The sequence below is a fragment of the Streptomyces viridifaciens genome (assembly GCF_001888885.2).
In the GTDB taxonomy this organism is placed as follows: Bacteria; Actinomycetota; Actinomycetes; order Streptomycetales; family Streptomycetaceae; genus Kitasatospora; species Kitasatospora aureofaciens.
On the sequence record NZ_CP090841.1, the window covers coordinates 3075955 to 3093117 of the forward strand.

Here is a 17163-nt window from a genome sequence, read left to right on the forward strand (position 1 = left end):
TTGACGACTTCTTAGCGGGTCCGTGCTCGACAGCACTCCTCTCTGTACGCACGGAACACTCCCGCACTACAGACACTGCCGCACCACCTGCCACTTCTGCACCACCTGACACCCCGCCCGCCCATGCCTGCCCGAGGTGCCACTGCGTGAACGTCGCCCATCTGAACCAGCTCCTGCTCGAAGCCTCCGTGATCCTGCTCTTCGCGGTGGTCGCCGTCCGGTTCTCGACCCGATCAGGACTGCCCAGTCTGCTGATCTACCTCGGGATCGGCGTGGCACTGGGCCAGAACGGGATCGGCGTCACCTTCAACAACGCCGAACTGACCCAGGTGCTCGGCTACGCGGCACTCGTGGTGATCCTGGCCGAAGGCGGCCTCAAGACCAACTGGCGCGACGTCAGACCGTCGTTGCCGGCGGCCACCGTACTGGCCACCGTCGGCGTCGGGATCAGCGTCTTCGTCACCGCGGCCGGCGCCCACTGGCTGGTCGGCCTGGACTGGCGGACCTCGCTGCTGCTCGGGGCGATCGTCTCCTCCACCGATGCCGCGGCCGTCTTCTCGGTGCTGCGGATGGTCCCGCTACCGCACCGGCTCACCGGCCTGCTGGAGGCCGAGTCCGGCTTCAACGACGCGCCCGTGGTCATCCTGGTCGTCGCCTTCGCCTCCACCGGCGAACCGGACACCTGGTACGTACTGCTCGGCACGATCGTCGCCGAACTGGCGATCGGCGCGGCGGTCGGCCTGGCCATCGGCAAGCTCGGCGCGTTCGCGGTGAAGCACGTCGCGCTGCCATCCTCGGGCCTCTACCCGATCGCCGTGGTGGCGCTGACCGTGCTCGCCTACGCCGGCGGCTCGCTGCTGCACGGCTCCGGATTCCTCGCCGTCTACATCAGCGCGGTGATCCTCGGGAACTCCAAGCTCCCGCACGGACCGGCCGTGCGCGGTTTCGCCGACGGGCTGGCCTGGATAGGGCAGATCGGCATGTTCGTGCTGCTCGGGCTGCTCGCCGCGCCCGAGAGCATGGGCGACGCCGTGGTGCCCGCGCTGGTGATCGGCACGGTGCTGGTCTTCCTGGCCCGGCCGCTGTCCGTGGTGCTCACGCTGACCCCGTTCAGGGTGCCCGGCCGCGAGCAGGCCCTGCTGAGCTGGGCCGGGCTGCGCGGCGCGGTGCCCATCGTGCTGGCCACCATCCCGGTGGTCTCCGGCGCCCACAAGGCCGCGGACGTGTTCAACATCGTCTTCATCCTGGTCGTCGTCTTCACCCTGCTCCAGGGACCGACCCTGCCCTGGATGGCCAAGCGGCTGAAGATCGGCGAGGGCGCGATGGGCCAGGACCTCGACATCGAGTCGGCGCCGCTGGAGAAGCTGCACGGGCACCTGCTGGCGATCACGCTCTCGCCGGCCTCGCGGATGTCCGGGGTGGAGATCAGCGAGCTGCGGCTGCCCAAGGGGGCGGCGGTCACCCTGGTCGTGCGGGAGGGCAACTCGTTCGTGCCGGACAAGGCGACGATGCTGCGCGGCGGGGACGAGCTGCTGGTGGTCACCACGGACGAGGTGAGCGAGGCGGCGGAGCGGCGGCTGCGGGCCGTGGACAAGGGCGGCAAGCTGGCCGGGTGGCTGAACGGGCGCTGACGGCCTTCGGTCCGCTGCTTGCTGCCGGTGCCGGTGCCGCTGCTGGCGCCGCAGCCGGTGCCGGTGCTGGCGCCGCAGCCGGTGCCGGTGCTGGCGCCACTGCTGGTGAAGTGGGTGGTCTGGCAGAATCTACGCGCGTAACTGTATGCTGGTTCGACTACGCCGTATAACTACCGCTAGACCACCCCCAGCATCTGCCTGACGCAGAGTTGGCGCGACCGCTCGGCGGCCGCGGTCCGGCCCCGGCCCACCAGGCCCGGCCGGCCCGGTATCTACCCCGGTCGACGCGCGAGAGGACGACTCTCGGCGCCGTCGGGGCCACCCCATGCCCTGCCGCGCTACCAGGCAGCAGGAAGGACCGACCGTGACGGCCCGCCGAACGGTCGAGATCGCCGCGGACTCCACCCCGGACACCGCTCCGGACACCGCGGCCGGCACCCCCCACAGCGCGATCGCACCGACCAAGGTCGGTTACGGCGCGCTGCTGCGCACGCCCGGCGCCTGGACGTTCCTGGCCCCCGCCTTCGTCGCGCGGCTGCCCTACGCGATGCTCAGCATGGGCATCCTGATGCTCGTCGAGAACACCTACGGCTCGTACGGCACCGCCGGCACCGTCACGGCGATCGCCGCCGTCGCGCAGGCGCTGATCGGCCCGCAGACCGGGCGGCTCGCCGACCGGTACGGGCAGGCCGCCGTCCTGCTCCCGACCGTCGCGGTGCACGCGGCCTCGGTCGGCCTGCTGATCGCGCTGGCCCTCGGCCACGCGCCGGTCTGGTGCCTGTTCCTGGCCGCCGTCCCGGCCGGCGCGAGCGTTCCGCAGATCGGCGCGATGGTCCGGGCCCGCTGGATCGCCACGATCGGCGCCGAGGGCGCGTCCGCCTCCTCGGCGGCCAAGGTGAGCACCGCGTTCGCCTTCGAGTCCGTGACGGACGAGTTCACCTTCGTGATCGGCCCGATCCTGGCCGCCAAGATCGCCACCTCGGTCAGTCCGTCCGCCGCGCTGATCACCGAGGCCGCGCTGACCTTCGTCGGCGGCCTGGTCTTCGCCACCCAGCGCCGTACCGCCCCCGCCCGGACCGCCCCGCAGCCCGGCGCGCGGCGCGCCTCAGCGCTGGCCTCGCCCGGCGTCCGCCTGCTGGCCGGGGTGATCCTCGGGGTGGGGGCCGTGTTCGGCGGCATGCAGGTCTCGGTGAACGCCTTCGCCGACTCGGTCGGACAGCACGCCGCCGCCGGCACCGTGTACGGGATCTTCGCCGGCGGCTCGATGGTGGCCGGCGTGCTCTACGGCGTCATCGCCTGGCGCCGGGCCGTCCAGCAGCGGATGGTCATCAGCTACGCACTGCTGGTGGTCGGCTGCTCGACGCTGTGGGCGATGCCCAACCTCGTCACGCTGTCGATCGCCGGGCTGTTCTGCGGCCTGGCCATCGCCCCGACCCTGATCAGCGGCTACACCCTGGTCGAGACGCTGGTCGAGGACGGGGCCAAGACCGAGGCCTTCACCTGGCTGACCGGCGCCATCGGCCTGGGCCTGGCGGTCGGCTCGATGGTGGCCGGGCGGCTGATCGACGGCCACGGGCCGTCCGCCGGGTTCCTGGTACCGCTGGCCGGCGCCGGTCTGGGGCTGGTCGCCCTGGTGTCGATGCGGCACCTGCTGGTCGCACCGAACAGGAGCGGTCACGTGGTGGCAGGGTCCGGCGAGCGCCCCGCCCCGGCGCAGCTGGCCGGCGCGGCCAAGGGCTGAGCGAGCGGTCGAACGCGGCCCGTACCGGCGCATCTCACACCGGATTCGCTGGACTGATCCAACGGAATACCGCATCATTGACCATCGTTAGCACTCATCAGGCGAGAGTGCCAGGAGGAAGACAAGTGCCCACGTACCAGTACCAGTGCACCGAGTGCGGCAACGGCCTGGAGGCGGTGCAGAAGTTCACCGACGAGGCGCTGACCACGTGCCCCGACTGCCAGGGACGGCTCCGCAAGGTCTTCTCGGCCGTGGGCGTCGTGTTCAAGGGCTCGGGCTTCTACCGGACCGACAGCCGCTCGTCCTCCAGCAGCTCGGTGGGTTCGTCCGCCGGCTCCTCGACGTCGTCGACGACGTCGGGCTCGTCGAGCGCTTCCGGTCCTTCGAGCTCGTCGAGCGCTTCCAACTCGTCCAGCTCGTCCAGCTCGTCCAGCAGCCCGGCTCCGGCCGCGAGCTGAGCTCGGCTCCCGGGGGTTTCCGGGAGCTTCCGAGGCATCACGAGAAGGCCCGTCGGCCCCGCTTCGCGCGGGGGCGACGGGCCTTTCCACGTTCTTGCGGTGGTCCCGCGCCGCTCCGTGGTCCGGTGCCGTGGTCCGGTGCCGTGGTTCCGCGCGGGGTCCCCGCGCGACGTTCGTCAGTTCTCGGAGGTCGGTCTCACTCGTGTGAGTGTACGAAGTTGTCCACAGGGGCGGAGTTTTCCACAGGTTGTGGGAACCGGCTTTCCGGCGGCGGCGGATGCGCGCATCGTGTGGGTCACCCGGCGGTGCCGACCGCACGGTGACCGAGCGAATCCGGAGGTCCCCCGATGACGACCGTGAGCCTGTCCGTTCCGCTGCCCGCACCCACCGTGCCGCCCCGACAGGAGGTGCCGAGCTTCCCGCCGATCAGACGCGGGTGCGGCGGGTGGCACCGTTGGCGGCGAGCCGTCCGCCGACGGGCCGGGGTGCCCGCGCTGGTGCTGCTCGCGGTGGCCGCGGCGCTCGCGCTCGGGCCCGCGCGGGCCGGGCTGCCACCGCCCTCCGAGGGCGCGGTGGGCCGTACGGGTTGTCAATCCCGGATTCCGGAGGATCACCCGTAACCGAGGAACGACTTCGTCGTTCGAGGCGGCATGAAAGGCTTCAAGGAATTCCTGCTGCGGGGAAATGTCGTCGAACTCGCCGTCGCCGTGGTCATCGGCGCGGCCTTCACCAACATCGTCAACGCCTTCGTCAAGGGCGTCATCAATCCGATCGTCGGCGCGTTCGGGACGAAGGACCTGGCGTCCTACAGTTCCTGCCTCAAGGGGCCGTGCGAGGTGAGCGGCACCGGTGAGGTCACGTCCGGAGTCCTCATCCTGTGGGGGTCGGTGCTCAGCGCCGCCCTGCAGTTCCTGATCACCGCCGCCGTCGTCTACTTCGTCCTGATCGTGCCGATGAACCGGATGGCGGCCAGGCGGAAGACCGTCGTCGAGGAGGCGGCCGAGGCCGAGGCCAAGGAGGTCCAACTGCTGACCGAGATCCGCGACGCGCTGGTCACGGCGCGCTAGACCCTCCCGCTACCCGTTACTGCTCGCTAGTCACCGTGGTGCGGCGGGCGCTGGCTCAGGTACCAGTCCAGCCCCCGTCCACCGCTCTCCCCGGCACCGGGGCGGTCACCCCAACCGGCGTCGGTGTCGTCCCGGGACTGCTGGTCCAGGGGGTCGCGGAAGACCAGACGGGCCTTCGCTGTGCCCTCGGCCTGGGCCTTCGCCTCGGCCGGAGTGCCCTGGGCCTTCGGCTGCCGCCGGTCCTGCTCCTCCCGGCCCTGCCCTCCGTGGCCCTGCTCTCCCTGGCCCTGCTCTCCTGGCCCCTGTTCCTGTCGCCGCTCGCTCACCCTGTCCACTCCGTCCACTCCCCTGCCGGTCCCCTGTTCACAGCCCGACCCGTCCCTCCAGCCTAAGAGGCCCGCGACGCGCCACGGGCCCCGATGCGGAGCGCTCCGCACCAAGGCCCGGGTGGTCGACCTCGGCCGCCGACCGTCAGGCGGCTTCGAAGCCCGCGTGGTCGGCGATCTTCTTCAGTTCGGCCAGCGCGTGCTTCTCGATCTGACGGATCCGCTCGCGGGTGAGTCCGTGCTGCTTGCCCACCTCGGTGAGGGTGCGCTCCCGGCCGTCCTCCATGCCGTAGCGGGAGCGGATGATCGAGGCCGTGCGGTCGTCCAGCCGCCCGATCAGGTCGTCCAGTTCCTCGCGGCGGAGCATGACCATCACGGCGTCCTCCGGGGACGTCGCCCCGGTGTCCTCCACCAGGTCACCGAACTGGGTCTCGCCCTCGTCGTCGACCGACATGTTGAGGCTGACCGGGTCCCGCGCCCAGTCCAGCACGTCCTTGATCCGGGCCTCGGTGGTGTCCAGCTCGGCCGCGATCTCGGCCGGCTCCGCCTCCCGGCCCAGTTCCTTGGACTTCTCGCGCTGCACCCGGCGGATCCGGCCGAGCTCCTCGACCAGGTGCACGGGCAGCCGGATCGTGCGGGACTGGTCGGCGATCGAGCGGGTGATCGCCTGCCGGATCCACCACGTCGCGTAGGTGGAGAACTTGAAGCCCTTGGCGTAGTCGAACTTCTCGACGGCGCGCACCAGGCCGGCGTTGCCCTCCTGGATGAGGTCCAGCAGCGGCAGGCCACTGCGCGGGTAGCGGCGGGCGACCGCCACGACCAGACGGAGGTTCGAGCGGATGAAGACGTCCTTGGCGCGCTCGGCGTCGGCGGCTATCGCCTCCAGCTCCTCGCGCGTGACGCCGTCGGGGAGTTCGCCCTCGTCCAGCATGTGCTGGGCGTACACGCCGGCCTCGATCCGCAGCGAGAGCTCGACCTCCTCGGCAGCATCGAGCAGGGGCGTCCTGGCGATCTCGTCGAGGTACATACCGACCAGATCGCGATCGGCCTCAAGGTTGGTCGGGCGGGCCGCGCGAGTCCGGTCGGCCCTGTCGCGAACGACGGCACGGGTGGCCATGCTTGCTCCCTTTGCTGGAATTTGCCGAGGTCTGCCTGCCTGCCCCGAGGGCAAGAAGTGCGGGCCCCGAGGGGCTCACACGTAACGATCCAACGAACAGATTCCGGACAACATTCCCAAGTCGCTCAGATTCTTCCCGGCGATGCAGTATCCTGCCGGTTTTCACTCCGAGTTTGGACACCGCGTGACCGGACGAACACGGGAAGTGCCCGTTCGCGACTGCCTGTCGAGCGCTTCTTCACCGGCCGCACACGCAACCGCCGCCCCTTCGTTGAACAGTTTGGCGATCGCCCGCGTTCCCGTGCGCCGCCCGGCTTCCGCCCGCACCCACACCCCGGCGTACGCAGGTCCTCCGCACAAAAGATGCCAAATCGCTATCACCCCGGCTCCCGATCGGCGCAGGACGCTGGGAAGGTACCAGGCATGCACCTGACCAACAGCACGACCTCCGTCACTGTGCGTCAGCGTCGCCTCCTTCGGGACGCGTCGCTCGCGCTGGGCTGCGCCGCGCTGTTCTGCCTCCTGGCGACGCTGGTGACGGGCCGCTGGCACCCCCTGTACCAGTTCGACCAGGACTGGACCAGCGAACTCCACGACTACGCACGGGATCACCGGATCTGGACCGCCGCGGTGCAGACCCTCTCCGACATCGGCGGACCGGTCACGATGCGTGCACTGCTGGGCATCGCGGCCGCCTGGCTCTGGCTGATCGGCGCCCGGGTGCTGGCCGGCTGGGTGGCCGCCCAGGCACTGGTCGGCTGGGGCGCCCAGTGGGCGCTCAAGCTGGCCGTCGGCCGGCAGCGGCCCGCCTTTTCCGACCCGGTCGCGCACGCCGGCGGCCCGGCCTTCCCCTCCGGACACGCGATGGCCTCGGCGATCACCTGCGCCGTCCTGGTCGGCCTGCTCTGGTACCGGGTCCAACGCCGCGGCCGTACCGCCGCCTGCGCGGTGGCCGCGGCGACGGTGCTGACCATCGGGTGGACCCGCACCGCCCTCGGGGTGCACTGGCCCAGCGACGTGCTGGCGGGCTGGCTGGCCGCCGGCGTCGTGCTGGGAGTCGTCACGGCCGCGATCGAGCTCTGGCGCCCGGGCGCACTGGCCCGTGACGTACGACGGGTCAACTGGCGCACCAGGCCCCGGGTCCAGCGGGTCATCGTGCCCTACGACCGCACTCCCCGCCCCGACGGCCCGTTGGACGACGGACCCTCGAGCGACGGCCCGTCGGATCGTGGCGCGCCGGCCGGCGACCCACTGAACGCCGACCCACGGAACCACGACCCGCTGGACGACGGCCCGCTGGCCGGTGCCGAGTCGGACGTGCCCGGCAGGGACGACCCGGCCGACCGTCCGGACGCGCCGGTCCGCTGAGACCGCGAACCGCGGCGAACCACCCCCCGAAATGCCGCAGGCCCTCCGTCCCGGGGTGGGAGGAGGGCCTGCGAGCTGCGGTTCTGCTGTGCCCCAGACAGGAATCGAACCTGCGACACCGGCTTTAGGAGAGCCGTGCTCTATCCCCTGAGCTACTGAGGCGCGGCCGGTCGGTGACCAGGCCGTTCACAGCGTACCGGATCGGGGATGGGCCGGGGGCGGTGAAGGGGGAACCGGGTGGGCCGGCTCCCCCTTCGGGGTCGGGGAGGGGGAGGTCAGGGCTCAGAGGAGGCGCAGCAGGCGGGACTGGATGGACGGCGGGCTGAGGTCGGACTGGAGGGCCACCGGAACCTCCGACTTGCTGTCGCCGGAACCCACGCGCAGGGAGCCGATCTCCTTGCCCGCCTTCTCGTTGTGGTGGAGCGGGGTCGGGTCCAGGGTGATCGTGCCGGTGACGCCCGGGAAGCCGGCCACCACGAGGTCCTTGGTCGCGACGACCGGGACCTTGCCGCCGAGGCCGTCGTCCACCGTGCCGACGACGTCGCCCTTCTTCACCACGGTCTGGCCGGTCAGCCCGTTCTGCGCGGCCTGGATCTGCTTGCCGCTGACCTTGAGCACAGTGGGCAGGATGCCGTCGCCCGGGTTGGGCGAGGTGGCCTGCTGGCCCAGGGTGACGCCGAGGATCATCCGCTTCACGCCGCCGATCTCCTTGTAGGCGGCCCACATCAGGCAGCCGCCGGCCGGGGTGCTGGAGCCGGTCTTGACGCCGATCACGCCGGTCTTCGGGTTGATCAGGTTGTTGGTGTTGGAGATCTTCACGTTGTTGAACGTGGTGTCCGGGGTGGAGACGATCTGCCGGAAGATGTCGTCCTTCATGACCTGCTCGGCCAGCTTCAGCTGGTCCTTCGCGGTGGACTTGGTGTCCGCGTTGAAGCCCGCCGGGTCGGCGTAGATGGTGTTGGTCATGCCGAACTTGGCCGCGGTGTCGTTCATCTGCTTGACGAACGCCTCCTCGCTGCCGGAGTGGAAGCGGGCGAGCAGCCGGGCCACGTTGTTGGCGGACGGCAGCATCAGCAGTTCCAGGGCCTGGTACTCGGTGAGCTCCTGACCGGCGGTGAGCGTGACCCGGGACTCGTCGCTGTTGCCGGACTCCTGCGCGGCCTGCGGGTCGACCATGATCTTGGGCCCGCTCTCCCCCTTCTTCAGCGGGAACTTCTGCAGGATCAGGTAGGCGTTCATCACCTTGGTGACGCTGGCGATCGGGGCCGGCGTCTCCTGGCCCGAGCTGCCCAGGCTGCCGACGCCGACCACCTCGGCGGCGGACTGGCCCTTGGCCGGCCAGGCGAGGTCGAGCGGGTCACCGGAGAAGCTGAAGCTGCCCGCGGTCGTCATCCGCACCTTCGCGTCCGGCAGCGGGCGCAGCAGCTGGGCCACCACGACCGCGCCGAGCACCACGGCCAGGAAGACCGTCCAGATGGTGATCCGCTTGAGCGCACGCCGTAGCGGCGTGACCGGGCGGGCGTTGAGGGTGGCCAGGACCTCCATCGCCTCAGCCGTGTTCTCGGGCGAGGGCTCGGGAGCGGGCTGGGGCTGCGGCTGCGGCGCCGGCTGGGGAGCGGGCTGCGGGGAGGGCAGCGGCTCCGGCCGGGGCAGCGGCGGGACGGGCGGCAGTGGAGGGGCCGGAGTCGGGGCCGGCTCGGGCTCGGGGAGGGGCCTGGGCGCCGGAGTCGGCTCGGGCACCGGCTCCGGGACGGGGGTCGGCTCGGGCACCGGAGCCGGCTCCGGGGGCTCGGGGACGGTCCCGGCGGCGGGGGCCGCGGGGGCGCGACGCGGCTCCGGCTTCTCCAGCTTCTCGGTCCGGCCCGACTCGGCAGACCCAGCAGACCCATTCGACTCGCCCGGCTCGTCCGCCTTCTGACCGGGCTGCCCGTTCCTGGTCAGTACGACGGTTGCGGTGGCACCGCCGGCGCGGGGGTCGGCCGCGGTGTCGGCGTCCCTGTCCGCCTCGGTGTCAGTGTCCGAGGAGGCGTCGGTGGAGGAGTCGGCGTCGGTGGAGGAGTCGGCGTCGGGCGTGTCGGCCGCGCCGCCGGTCTTCTCCGCAGCCTTCTCGTCGGCCTTCTCGGTCTTCTCCGCAGCCTTCTCGTCGGCCTTCTCGTCGGCCTTCTCCGCCGCCACCGCCGCTGTCCGCATGGCGAGACGCGGGTCGGCGACGGGCGGCCGCTCGGCGGCCTCCTTCGCTCCGTCAGCCTTCGGCGAGTCCTTCGTCTCCCTTGCCGCACCGTCGGAACTGTCATCGCCCGTAGGCTTCCGCAGTTCCTCGGGCAGCCGGAGCGCGGTGGTCTTGTTGTCCACCGGCAGCCGCAGCATCGTCGTCCGGCTGTCCACATCCCGGACACGGAGCTGTACGGTCGAACCGCCCTTGGCATCGGTCTTCGGCGTGTCGGCGGATGCCTCGGCGGGTGCGTCAGCGGGCGCCTCGGCGGGTGCCTCGACCTCGGCCTCCGCCGCGGCCTTGGCCCCGGTCTCCGCCGCACTCTCCGCCGCGGCGTCGGCCGACCCCTCCGCGGACGCGTCGGCGGAGGCCCCGGCTGACGCACCGACAGCCCGCGCACCGGTCCCTTCGCGCTCGCGGTCCTGCTTCCGCTCGCCGTCCCTCAGCACCCTGTCGGGGGACTCGCCCACGTATCCCAGCCTCCTCAACGCCCCGGCGGGGCACCGGCAGACCCGATTTCGGGAAGCCGACGCCCCGCCCCGTGTACCTGTACAGTCTCCGCCACCGACGGTCGATCCAGCCGCGCACACCCCGCCCGACCGGCGCTTATTGCCGCCGCACGGCCGCACCGCTGTCTGTTCGAGAGTCAGACGCCGGGCCGGAGGCCGCCGGTTCCGCGCCTTCACCGCAAGGTCACGATTCGGAGGCGTACTCGACAAGCCCGTGTGAGAGGCGTCACCCTGTCTCTCATCCACGCGGGGAGGCTTGGATGGGCAAGAGCCGCAGAACTGTTCCCGAGGAACTCTTGCTGCTCGCTTTGGACCCGACCACGGGTACCACGGCGCAGCCGCAGACCCTCGACCTCGGACTCGCCGGGGCGCAGCTCGTCGAGCTGTCCCTGGCCGGACGGATCGTACCGGAGGGCGACCGGATCGCCGTCGTGCTCGCACGGCCGACCGGCGACCCGACCCTTGACCACGCACTGGAGCTGCTGCGACGACGCGGCAGTCCGGTCCGCGCCGCGCACTGGATCGGCGGGCCCCGGCTGGGGCTGCGGCAGACGTACCTGGCGCACCTGGAACGCTGCGGCATGGTCACGGCCGTGCCGGGGCAGGTGTGCGGGGTGCTGCCGACGACCCGGTACCAGGCGTCGGACGACTGCACCAACGCCGCGATCAAGCAGCGGCTGGACACCGCGATCCGCACCGGCGTGCCGCCGGACCCGCGGACGGCCGCGCTCGCGGCCCTCGCCCACTCGGTGGGGCTGGGCAAGCACCTGTACCCGGGCAACGAGGGCCGGTCCTCACGATCGCGGCTGCGCGACCTGATCCGGTACGACCCGCTGGGCGGGATGGTCGCGCACGCCGTGATGGACGTGCAGAACGGCCTGCCGACACAGCAGAACCGTTCTTCCCAGAGTTCCGGGGCCGCCACCGGCCGCCCCGGTGCCCGTGCCGCGGGCCGGACCTCGGGCGGGCGGGTCGCCGCCCCACGGGTCGCGGTCCGCTGATCCGAAACCGCCGACGGCGTGCCCGGCGGCGCGTCCGGCAGCGTGCAGCACACCGTTCACGCCCGCCGAAGGCGCTGAACCACCGTCCGCGCAACTCCGTACCGCCGGCACGACCGGCACGACCGGCACGACCGGCACCACCAGTAGCACCAGGGGCGGTCGCCCCGCGACGCAAGTCGCCCGGCGACCGCCCCTCTGCCGTTCCCGGAGGCCCGCCGGGGCCCACCGGCTCACTACCGGTTCGAGTCGCCGAGCCGCATTACCACCTGGGAGCTCCCGGTGTCTCACGGACGCGCTTTTCCGATGATCTGTTCTACTGCGCTGCTGTGATTCCCCGGCGCCGAGCTGGCCCAAGGTGTCATGCTGCTCCAAGTCAGGGGGGTTGGTCCCAATGTCCGAAGTGTTCCGAGGGCTGCCGTTCCAACGATCACCAGAGGTTCGGCCGGAGGTCGACGTGTCCGCGAACATCAATCCCACCGTGCGCCGCCGGCGGCTCGGCTCGGAGCTGCGCAAGCTCCGCGAGGGCCTCGGGATGACGGCGGAGGAGGTGGCCGGCCGACTGATGGTCTCCCAGTCGAAGATCAGCCGACTGGAGAACGGCCGCCGCAGCATCAGCCAGCGCGACGTGCGCGACCTCTGCGACGTGTACAACGTCTCCGACGAGCAGATGCGCAGCAGCCTGATGGAGATGGCCAAGGAGTCCCGCCAGCGCGGCTGGTGGCACGACTTCAACGACATGCCGACGCCGTACAGCGTCTACATCGGCCTGGAGGCGGAGGCCTCCTCGATCCGCGCCTACGAGTCCTCGTTCATCCCCGGTCTGCTGCAGACCGAGCAGTACGCCCAGGCGGTGGTCGAGGGCACCCAGCCGGACACCGACGCCAACGCGGTGCAGCGCCGGGTGCAGGTGCGGATGAAGCGCCAGGAGCGCGTCCACGGCGACAACCAGCTCGGCAGCCTGTGGACCGTCATAGACGAGGCGGCGCTGCGCCGCGAGGTGGGCAGTCGCGAGGTCATGGCCCGGCAGCTGCGGCAGATGCTGGAGCTGAGCCTGCGCCCGAACATCACCATCCAGGTGATCCCGTTCTCGCACGGCGCCCATCCCGGCATGACCGGGACATTCTCCCTGCTCGAGTTCCCGGAGTCAGCCGATTCCACGGTTGTCTACTTCGAAGGTGTGACGAGCGATCTCTACCTGGAGAAGGAGGCCGATGTGCGCCGCTATACCGGTCTCTACGACTACCTGAGAGCGGCCGCACTCGGTGTCGCGGAGAGCCGGTCGCTGATAGCCGACATCGAAAAGGGATACCACGAATGAGCACCCCCGCCGAGCACGGAACCCGTTGGCGCAAGAGCAGTCACAGTGGAGGCCAGGGCGCCTGCGTGGAGATCGCCGGACCGGCCGCGGGAGCGGTGGCGGTCCGGGATTCCAAGGACCCGGACGGCCCGCAACTGCGCTTCTCCTCCGAGGCCTGGAACGCGTTCGCGTCGGCCGTGGCGGCGGGGGCATTCGGCGAGGTCTGAACCGGATCCGTGCTCGGCCCAGTTGCCCATAGCGGTGTCCGTCGCCCCGAGCGGCGGTCGCGCTACGGGCAACTGCCGTGTCGTGGGCTCCCCTTCGCAGAACGGTCGTTCCCACGGCACGACCGCCGCACCACCCGGCCACCGCACCACCCGGCCGCCGCACCGCCCGGCCGCTCAGTGCGCCACCGGGTAGCGGGCGACCCAGTCGACCCCCTCCGGGCTCTGCCGGTCGTGCAGTTCGGTGCCGTGCATCAGCTCCAGCGCGAAGTCGTCGGCGAGTTCGAGGATCGCCCCGCGCCCCTCCAGTCCCGCCACCAGGCCCGGGGGCAGCGCGGTGTCGCCGTGCAGCACCCCGAGCAGGTTGCCGCAGATCGCGCCAGTGGAGTCGCTGTCCCCGGAGTGGTTGACGGCCAGCAGCAGCCCCGAGCGCACGTCGTGGGCGACCAGCGCGCAGTAGACCGCGATGGCCAGCGCCTCCTCCGCGACCCAGCCCTCCCCCAGCGCCTCGACCCGCTCGGCGGACGGTTCGCCGGCCCGCACCGCGTCCAGCGCGGCCCGCAGGGCGGCGGTGGTCTCCTCGTGCGCCTGCCGCTCGGAGAGCAGCGCCAGCGCCAGGTGGACGCCCTCCTCCAGGGTGCCGCCGCGGGCCACGGACTGGACGATCACCGCGAGCGCGCCCGCCGCGAGGTAGCCGGTGGGGTGGCCGTGGGTGAGCACCGAGCACTCCACCGCGAGCTGGAACACCAGGCCCGGCTCCCAGGTGGTGAGCAGCCCGAACGGCGCCGCCCGGACCACCGTGCCGCAGGCCTTGGAGTGCGGGTTCTTGGGCCGTTCCAGGGTGCCGAGCCGCTCGCCGTCCGGTCCGCTGAGGCCGGTCAGGCAGCCCTGGCCCGGGGCGCGCTGGGCGTACAGCCACTCCTCGCGGCCGAGCCAGCCGAGGTCCGGGCGGCGCTCGTCGGGGCCCCAGTCGCGCTGGGTGGCGGCCCAGCGCAGGTAGGCCAGGTGGAGGTCGGTGGGCGGGTGCCAGCTGCCGGTGTCGCGCCGGATGTGGGCGCGAATCAGGCCGTCCACCGTGAACAGGCTGAGCTGGGTGTCGTCGGTGACGGCGCCGGTGCGCCCGTACGCGGGGACGTAGCCGGTGACGCCCTGCGGGCCGTGCTGGGCCCGGATCTTCTCCAGCGGTTCGAACTCGACGCCGGCGCCGAGCGCGTCACCGATGGCACCGCCGAGCAGGCAGCCGCGCACCCGGCTGCGGAAGTCCTGCTGCTGGGCTCGTGACCACAGTGGCATCACGACGGGGCGCCTTTCGTCGGGGTGGGGGCCGGTCCGCGCGACGCACGGCCGTGGCGCGCGCCCTGGCACTGTATTCGAAGGCGCGAGCGGAACGACGGCGTCCCTCGTACTTCGGTTCCCCGCCCCGGCCGCCGGCCCGACGACGACCCGGGGCCCCTGATCGACAGGTCCTAGTCCAGGACGGGCAGCAGCTCCGGCAGGTGCCCGTCCGAGGCCAGTGCCGCCTCCCGGCGCTCGGCCGGGACCTCGCCGTACAGAGTGGTGCGCTGGCGGTGCGGCCGGCCCGCGGCCTCGGCGATCGCCTGGAGGTCGCGCACCGACTTGTAGCTGCCGTACGCCGAACCGGCCATCCGCGAGATGGTCTCCTCCATCAGCGTGCCGCCGAGGTCGTTGGCGCCCGAGCGGAGCATCTCGGCCGCGCCCTCCGCGCCGAGCTTGACCCAGCTGGTCTGGATGTTGGGGATGTGCGGGTGCAGCAGCAGCCGGGCCATCGCGACCACCGCGCGGTTGTCCCGGGCGGTCGGTCCGGGGCGGGCGATGCCGGCCAGGTAGACCGGGGCGTTGGTGTGGATGAACGGGAGGGTGACGAACTCGCTGAACCCGCCCGTGCGTTGCTGGATCTCTGCGAGCAGCCGCAGGTGGCCGAGCCAGTGCGCGGGGGTGTCCACGTGCCCGTACATCATGGTGGAGGAGGAGCGGATGCCCAGCTCGTGCGCGGTGGTGACCACCTCGACCCAGGTCGCGGCCGGCAGCTTGCCCTTGGTGAGCACCCAGCGGACCTCGTCGTCGAGGATCTCGGCGGCGGTGCCCGGGATGGTGTCCAGGCCGGACTCCTGGGCCTTCTGCAGCCAGTCGCGGATCGAGAGCCCGGTCCTGGTCGCGCCGTTGACCACCTCCATCGGGGAGAAGGCGTGCACGTGGATGCCGGGGACGCGCTCCTTCACCGCGCGGGCGATGTCGAAGTAGGCGGTGCCGGGCAGGTCCGGGTGGATGCCGCCCTGCATGCACACCTCGGTGGCGCCCACCTCCCAGGCCTGGGCGGCCCGCTCGGCGACCTGCTCCAGGGACAGGGTGTAGGCGTCGGCGTCGGTGCGGCGCTGGGCGAAGGCGCAGAAGCGGCAGCCGGTGTAGCAGACGTTGGTGAAGTTGATGTTCCGGGTGACGCAGTAGGTGACGTCGTCGCCGACCGCGTCGCGGCGGACGTCGTCGGCGATCCGGCACAGGGCGTCCAGGGCCGGGCCGTCCGCGTGGAACAGCGCCAGCGCGTGGTCGTCGGTGAGCTTCACCGGGTCGTCGGCGGCCACCGCCAGCGCCTCGCGCAGGTCCCCGGCGAGGCGTTCGGGCGCGCCCTTCGCCAGCACCTGTTCGCGCAGCACCTCCCAGTCGCCGTACACGTCCTCGAAGTCGGCCCGGCGGTCGCCGGTGCGACCCTCGGTGTCGACGGCGGTGTGCAGGTCGGTCCGGCCGTACGCCTCCGGCAGGTCCTCGGGCTCCTGCCAGGGGTGGCCCTGGACGGTGGCGTCCGGGTTCGCCAGGCCGGTGGCCGGGTCGGCCAGGGCACGGACGTGCGGCAGGACCCGCGGGTCCAGCCACGGTTCACCGCGCAGCACGTATTCGGGGTAGACGGCCAGGCGCTCGCGCAGCTCGAAGCCGGCCGCGGCGGAACGTTCGGCCAGGCGGTCGATCTGCGGCCAGGGGCGCTCGGGGTTGACGTGGTCCGGGGTGAGCGGGGAGACGCCGCCCCAGTCGTCGATGCCGGCCGCGATCAGCCGCTCGTACTCGCCGTCCACCAGGTTCGGCGGCGCCTGGAGGCAGGCGGTGGGGCCCAGCAGGTGCCGGGCGACCGCCACCGTGGCCACCAGCTCGTCGAGTTCGGCGTCGGGCATGCCGCGCATCGCCGTGTCCGGCTTGGCGCGGAAGTTCTGCAGGATCAGCTCCTGGATGCCGTGGTAGGCCCGGGACACCCTGCGCAGCGCGAACAGCGACTCGGCGCGCTCCTGGTGGGTCTCGCCGATGCCGATCAGCAGCCCGCTGGTGAACGGCACGGAGCTGCGGCCCGCGTCCTCCAGCACCCGCAGCCGGACGGCCGGTTCCTTGTCCGGGGAGCCGTGGTGGGGGCCGCCGGGCTCGCTCCACAGCCGGGTGGCGGTGGTCTCCAGCATCATGCCCATCGAGGCGGAGACCGGCTTGAGCCGCTGGAAGTCCGTCCAGCTCAGCACCCCGGGGTTGAGGTGCGGGAGCAGCCCGGTCTCCTCCAGGATGCGGACGGACATCGCCCGGACGTAGGCGATGGTGTCGTCGTAGCCGTGCGCGTCCAGCCACTCGCGGGCCTCGGGCCAGCGGTCCTCGGGCTTGTCGCCGAGCGTGATCAGGGCTTCCTTGCAGCCGAGTTCGGCCCCGCGCCGGGCCACCTCCAGCACCTCGTCCGGGGACATGAACATCCCGTGCCCGGCCCGGCGCAGCTTGCCGGGGACGGTGGCGAAGGTGCAGTAGTGGCACTTGTCGCGGCAGAGCCGGGTGAGCGGGACGAAGACGCTCTTGGAGTAGGTGATGACGCCGGGACGGCCGGCCGCCTCCAGGCCGGCGTCACGCACCCGGGCGGCACTGGCGCACAGGTCGCGCAGGTCCTCGCCTCTGGCCTGGAGCAGCACGGCGGCCTCGGTCAGGTCGAGGGCGACGCCGGCCCGGGCGCGGCGCAGGGCGCGCCGCATCGCGTTAGCGGTCGGGGGGTTGCTTGCGTCCGTGGCGGTTCCGTCCATGGCGCGACCCTACGCCAGGGCGGTACGTGGGTAGTACACAACCCTGAGGCCGTCTCAGGGTCGATGTACCCATCAGGTTCACCTCGAAGTGACCCTGCAGGGCGATGACGCGGCGGCGGCACCGGCCTCTAATGGAGGAGCAGTGCCAAACGCACTC

General features: G+C 71.9%; 15 protein-coding genes and 1 tRNA gene. 10 read left to right on the forward strand and 6 right to left on the reverse strand.

Going from position 1 to position 17163, the window contains the following annotated elements; all coding sequences use genetic code 11:
• Window positions 1-146: 146 nt before the first annotated feature.
• The 6 genes from BOQ63_RS20675 (at window position 147) to mscL (ending at window position 4897) form a co-directional block, all read left to right on the forward strand.
• Window positions 147-1631 carry a potassium/proton antiporter gene (locus BOQ63_RS20675; protein WP_030286474.1) on the forward strand — a complete coding sequence of 495 codons (1485 nt, stop codon included), beginning with the start codon at window positions 147-149 and terminating at the stop codon, window positions 1629-1631.
• Window positions 1632-1649: 18 nt separating this feature from the next.
• Window positions 1650-1772 carry a hypothetical protein gene (locus tag BOQ63_RS20680; protein ID WP_318299368.1) on the forward strand — a complete coding sequence of 41 codons (123 nt, stop codon included), beginning with the start codon at window positions 1650-1652 and terminating at the stop codon, window positions 1770-1772.
• A 223-nt stretch (window positions 1773-1995) separates the two neighbouring features.
• Window positions 1996-3372: an MFS transporter gene (locus tag BOQ63_RS20685; RefSeq protein WP_223885992.1), complete on the forward strand. Its 1377-nt coding sequence runs from the start codon at window positions 1996-1998 to the stop codon at window positions 3370-3372.
• A gap of 125 nt (window positions 3373-3497) precedes the next feature.
• Entirely contained in the window at window positions 3498-3830 is a 333-nt protein-coding gene (locus tag BOQ63_RS20690; RefSeq protein ID WP_072654763.1) for an FmdB family zinc ribbon protein, read from the forward strand.
• A 347-nt stretch (window positions 3831-4177) separates the two neighbouring features.
• Window positions 4178-4450 carry a hypothetical protein gene (locus BOQ63_RS20695; RefSeq protein ID WP_141763705.1) on the forward strand — a complete coding sequence of 91 codons (273 nt, stop codon included), beginning with the start codon at window positions 4178-4180 and terminating at the stop codon, window positions 4448-4450.
• A gap of 30 nt (window positions 4451-4480) precedes the next feature.
• Window positions 4481-4897 carry a large conductance mechanosensitive channel protein MscL gene (gene mscL / locus BOQ63_RS20700; protein WP_030286478.1) on the forward strand — a complete coding sequence of 139 codons (417 nt, stop codon included), beginning with the start codon at window positions 4481-4483 and terminating at the stop codon, window positions 4895-4897.
• A 26-nt stretch (window positions 4898-4923) separates the two neighbouring features.
• On the opposite strand, the gene BOQ63_RS20705 is transcribed toward mscL, so the two are convergent.
• Together BOQ63_RS20705 and BOQ63_RS20710 are read right to left on the reverse strand one after the other, a co-directional pair.
• The gene (locus BOQ63_RS20705; RefSeq protein ID WP_141763704.1) at window positions 4924-5223 is read right to left on the reverse strand and encodes a hypothetical protein; all 300 of its coding nucleotides are present in this window, start codon (window positions 5221-5223) and stop codon (window positions 4924-4926) included.
• 145 nt (window positions 5224-5368) lie between these two features.
• Complete coding sequence (locus BOQ63_RS20710) at window positions 5369-6340, reverse strand: sigma-70 family RNA polymerase sigma factor (RefSeq protein WP_030286482.1); 972 nt, start codon at window positions 6338-6340, stop codon at window positions 5369-5371.
• 423 nt (window positions 6341-6763) lie between these two features.
• On the opposite strand from BOQ63_RS20710, the gene BOQ63_RS20715 reads away from it, so the two are divergent.
• Window positions 6764-7708, forward strand: a complete 945-nt coding sequence (locus BOQ63_RS20715) for a phosphatase PAP2 family protein (protein WP_072654764.1) — start codon at window positions 6764-6766, stop codon at window positions 7706-7708.
• An 89-nt stretch (window positions 7709-7797) separates the two neighbouring features.
• Here BOQ63_RS20715 and BOQ63_RS20720 read toward each other — a convergent pair.
• Together BOQ63_RS20720 and BOQ63_RS20725 are read right to left on the reverse strand one after the other, a co-directional pair.
• Window positions 7798-7870: transfer RNA gene (locus tag BOQ63_RS20720), tRNA-Arg, on the reverse strand.
• A 120-nt stretch (window positions 7871-7990) separates the two neighbouring features.
• Window positions 7991-10390, reverse strand: coding sequence for a hypothetical protein (locus BOQ63_RS20725; RefSeq protein WP_191093579.1), 2400 nt, complete (start codon window positions 10388-10390; stop codon window positions 7991-7993).
• Window positions 10391-10689: 299 nt separating this feature from the next.
• On the opposite strand from BOQ63_RS20725, the gene BOQ63_RS20730 reads away from it, so the two are divergent.
• The 3 genes from BOQ63_RS20730 to BOQ63_RS20740 all read left to right on the forward strand — a co-directional run bounded on the left by BOQ63_RS20730 (window position 10690) and on the right by BOQ63_RS20740 (window position 12954).
• Window positions 10690-11430: a GOLPH3/VPS74 family protein gene (locus tag BOQ63_RS20730; protein ID WP_030286487.1), complete on the forward strand. Its 741-nt coding sequence runs from the start codon at window positions 10690-10692 to the stop codon at window positions 11428-11430.
• Window positions 11431-11884: 454 nt separating this feature from the next.
• Complete coding sequence (locus tag BOQ63_RS20735; protein ID WP_030286488.1) at window positions 11885-12748, forward strand: helix-turn-helix domain-containing protein; 864 nt, start codon at window positions 11885-11887, stop codon at window positions 12746-12748.
• Window positions 12745-12954 carry a DUF397 domain-containing protein gene (locus tag BOQ63_RS20740; protein WP_030286489.1) on the forward strand — a complete coding sequence of 70 codons (210 nt, stop codon included), beginning with the start codon at window positions 12745-12747 and terminating at the stop codon, window positions 12952-12954. Before BOQ63_RS20735 ends, BOQ63_RS20740 begins: the two co-directional genes overlap by 4 nt.
• Window positions 12955-13128: 174 nt before the next feature.
• On the opposite strand, the gene BOQ63_RS20745 is transcribed toward BOQ63_RS20740, so the two are convergent.
• Window positions 13129-14244: an ADP-ribosylglycohydrolase family protein gene (locus BOQ63_RS20745; protein ID WP_072654766.1), complete on the reverse strand. Its 1116-nt coding sequence runs from the start codon at window positions 14242-14244 to the stop codon at window positions 13129-13131.
• 173 nt (window positions 14245-14417) lie between these two features.
• On the reverse strand, window positions 14418-17006 hold the full coding sequence (locus BOQ63_RS20750) for a bifunctional FO biosynthesis protein CofGH (RefSeq protein ID WP_030286492.1): 2589 nt from the start codon (window positions 17004-17006) through the stop codon (window positions 14418-14420).
• Window positions 17007-17163 lie beyond the last annotated feature (157 nt).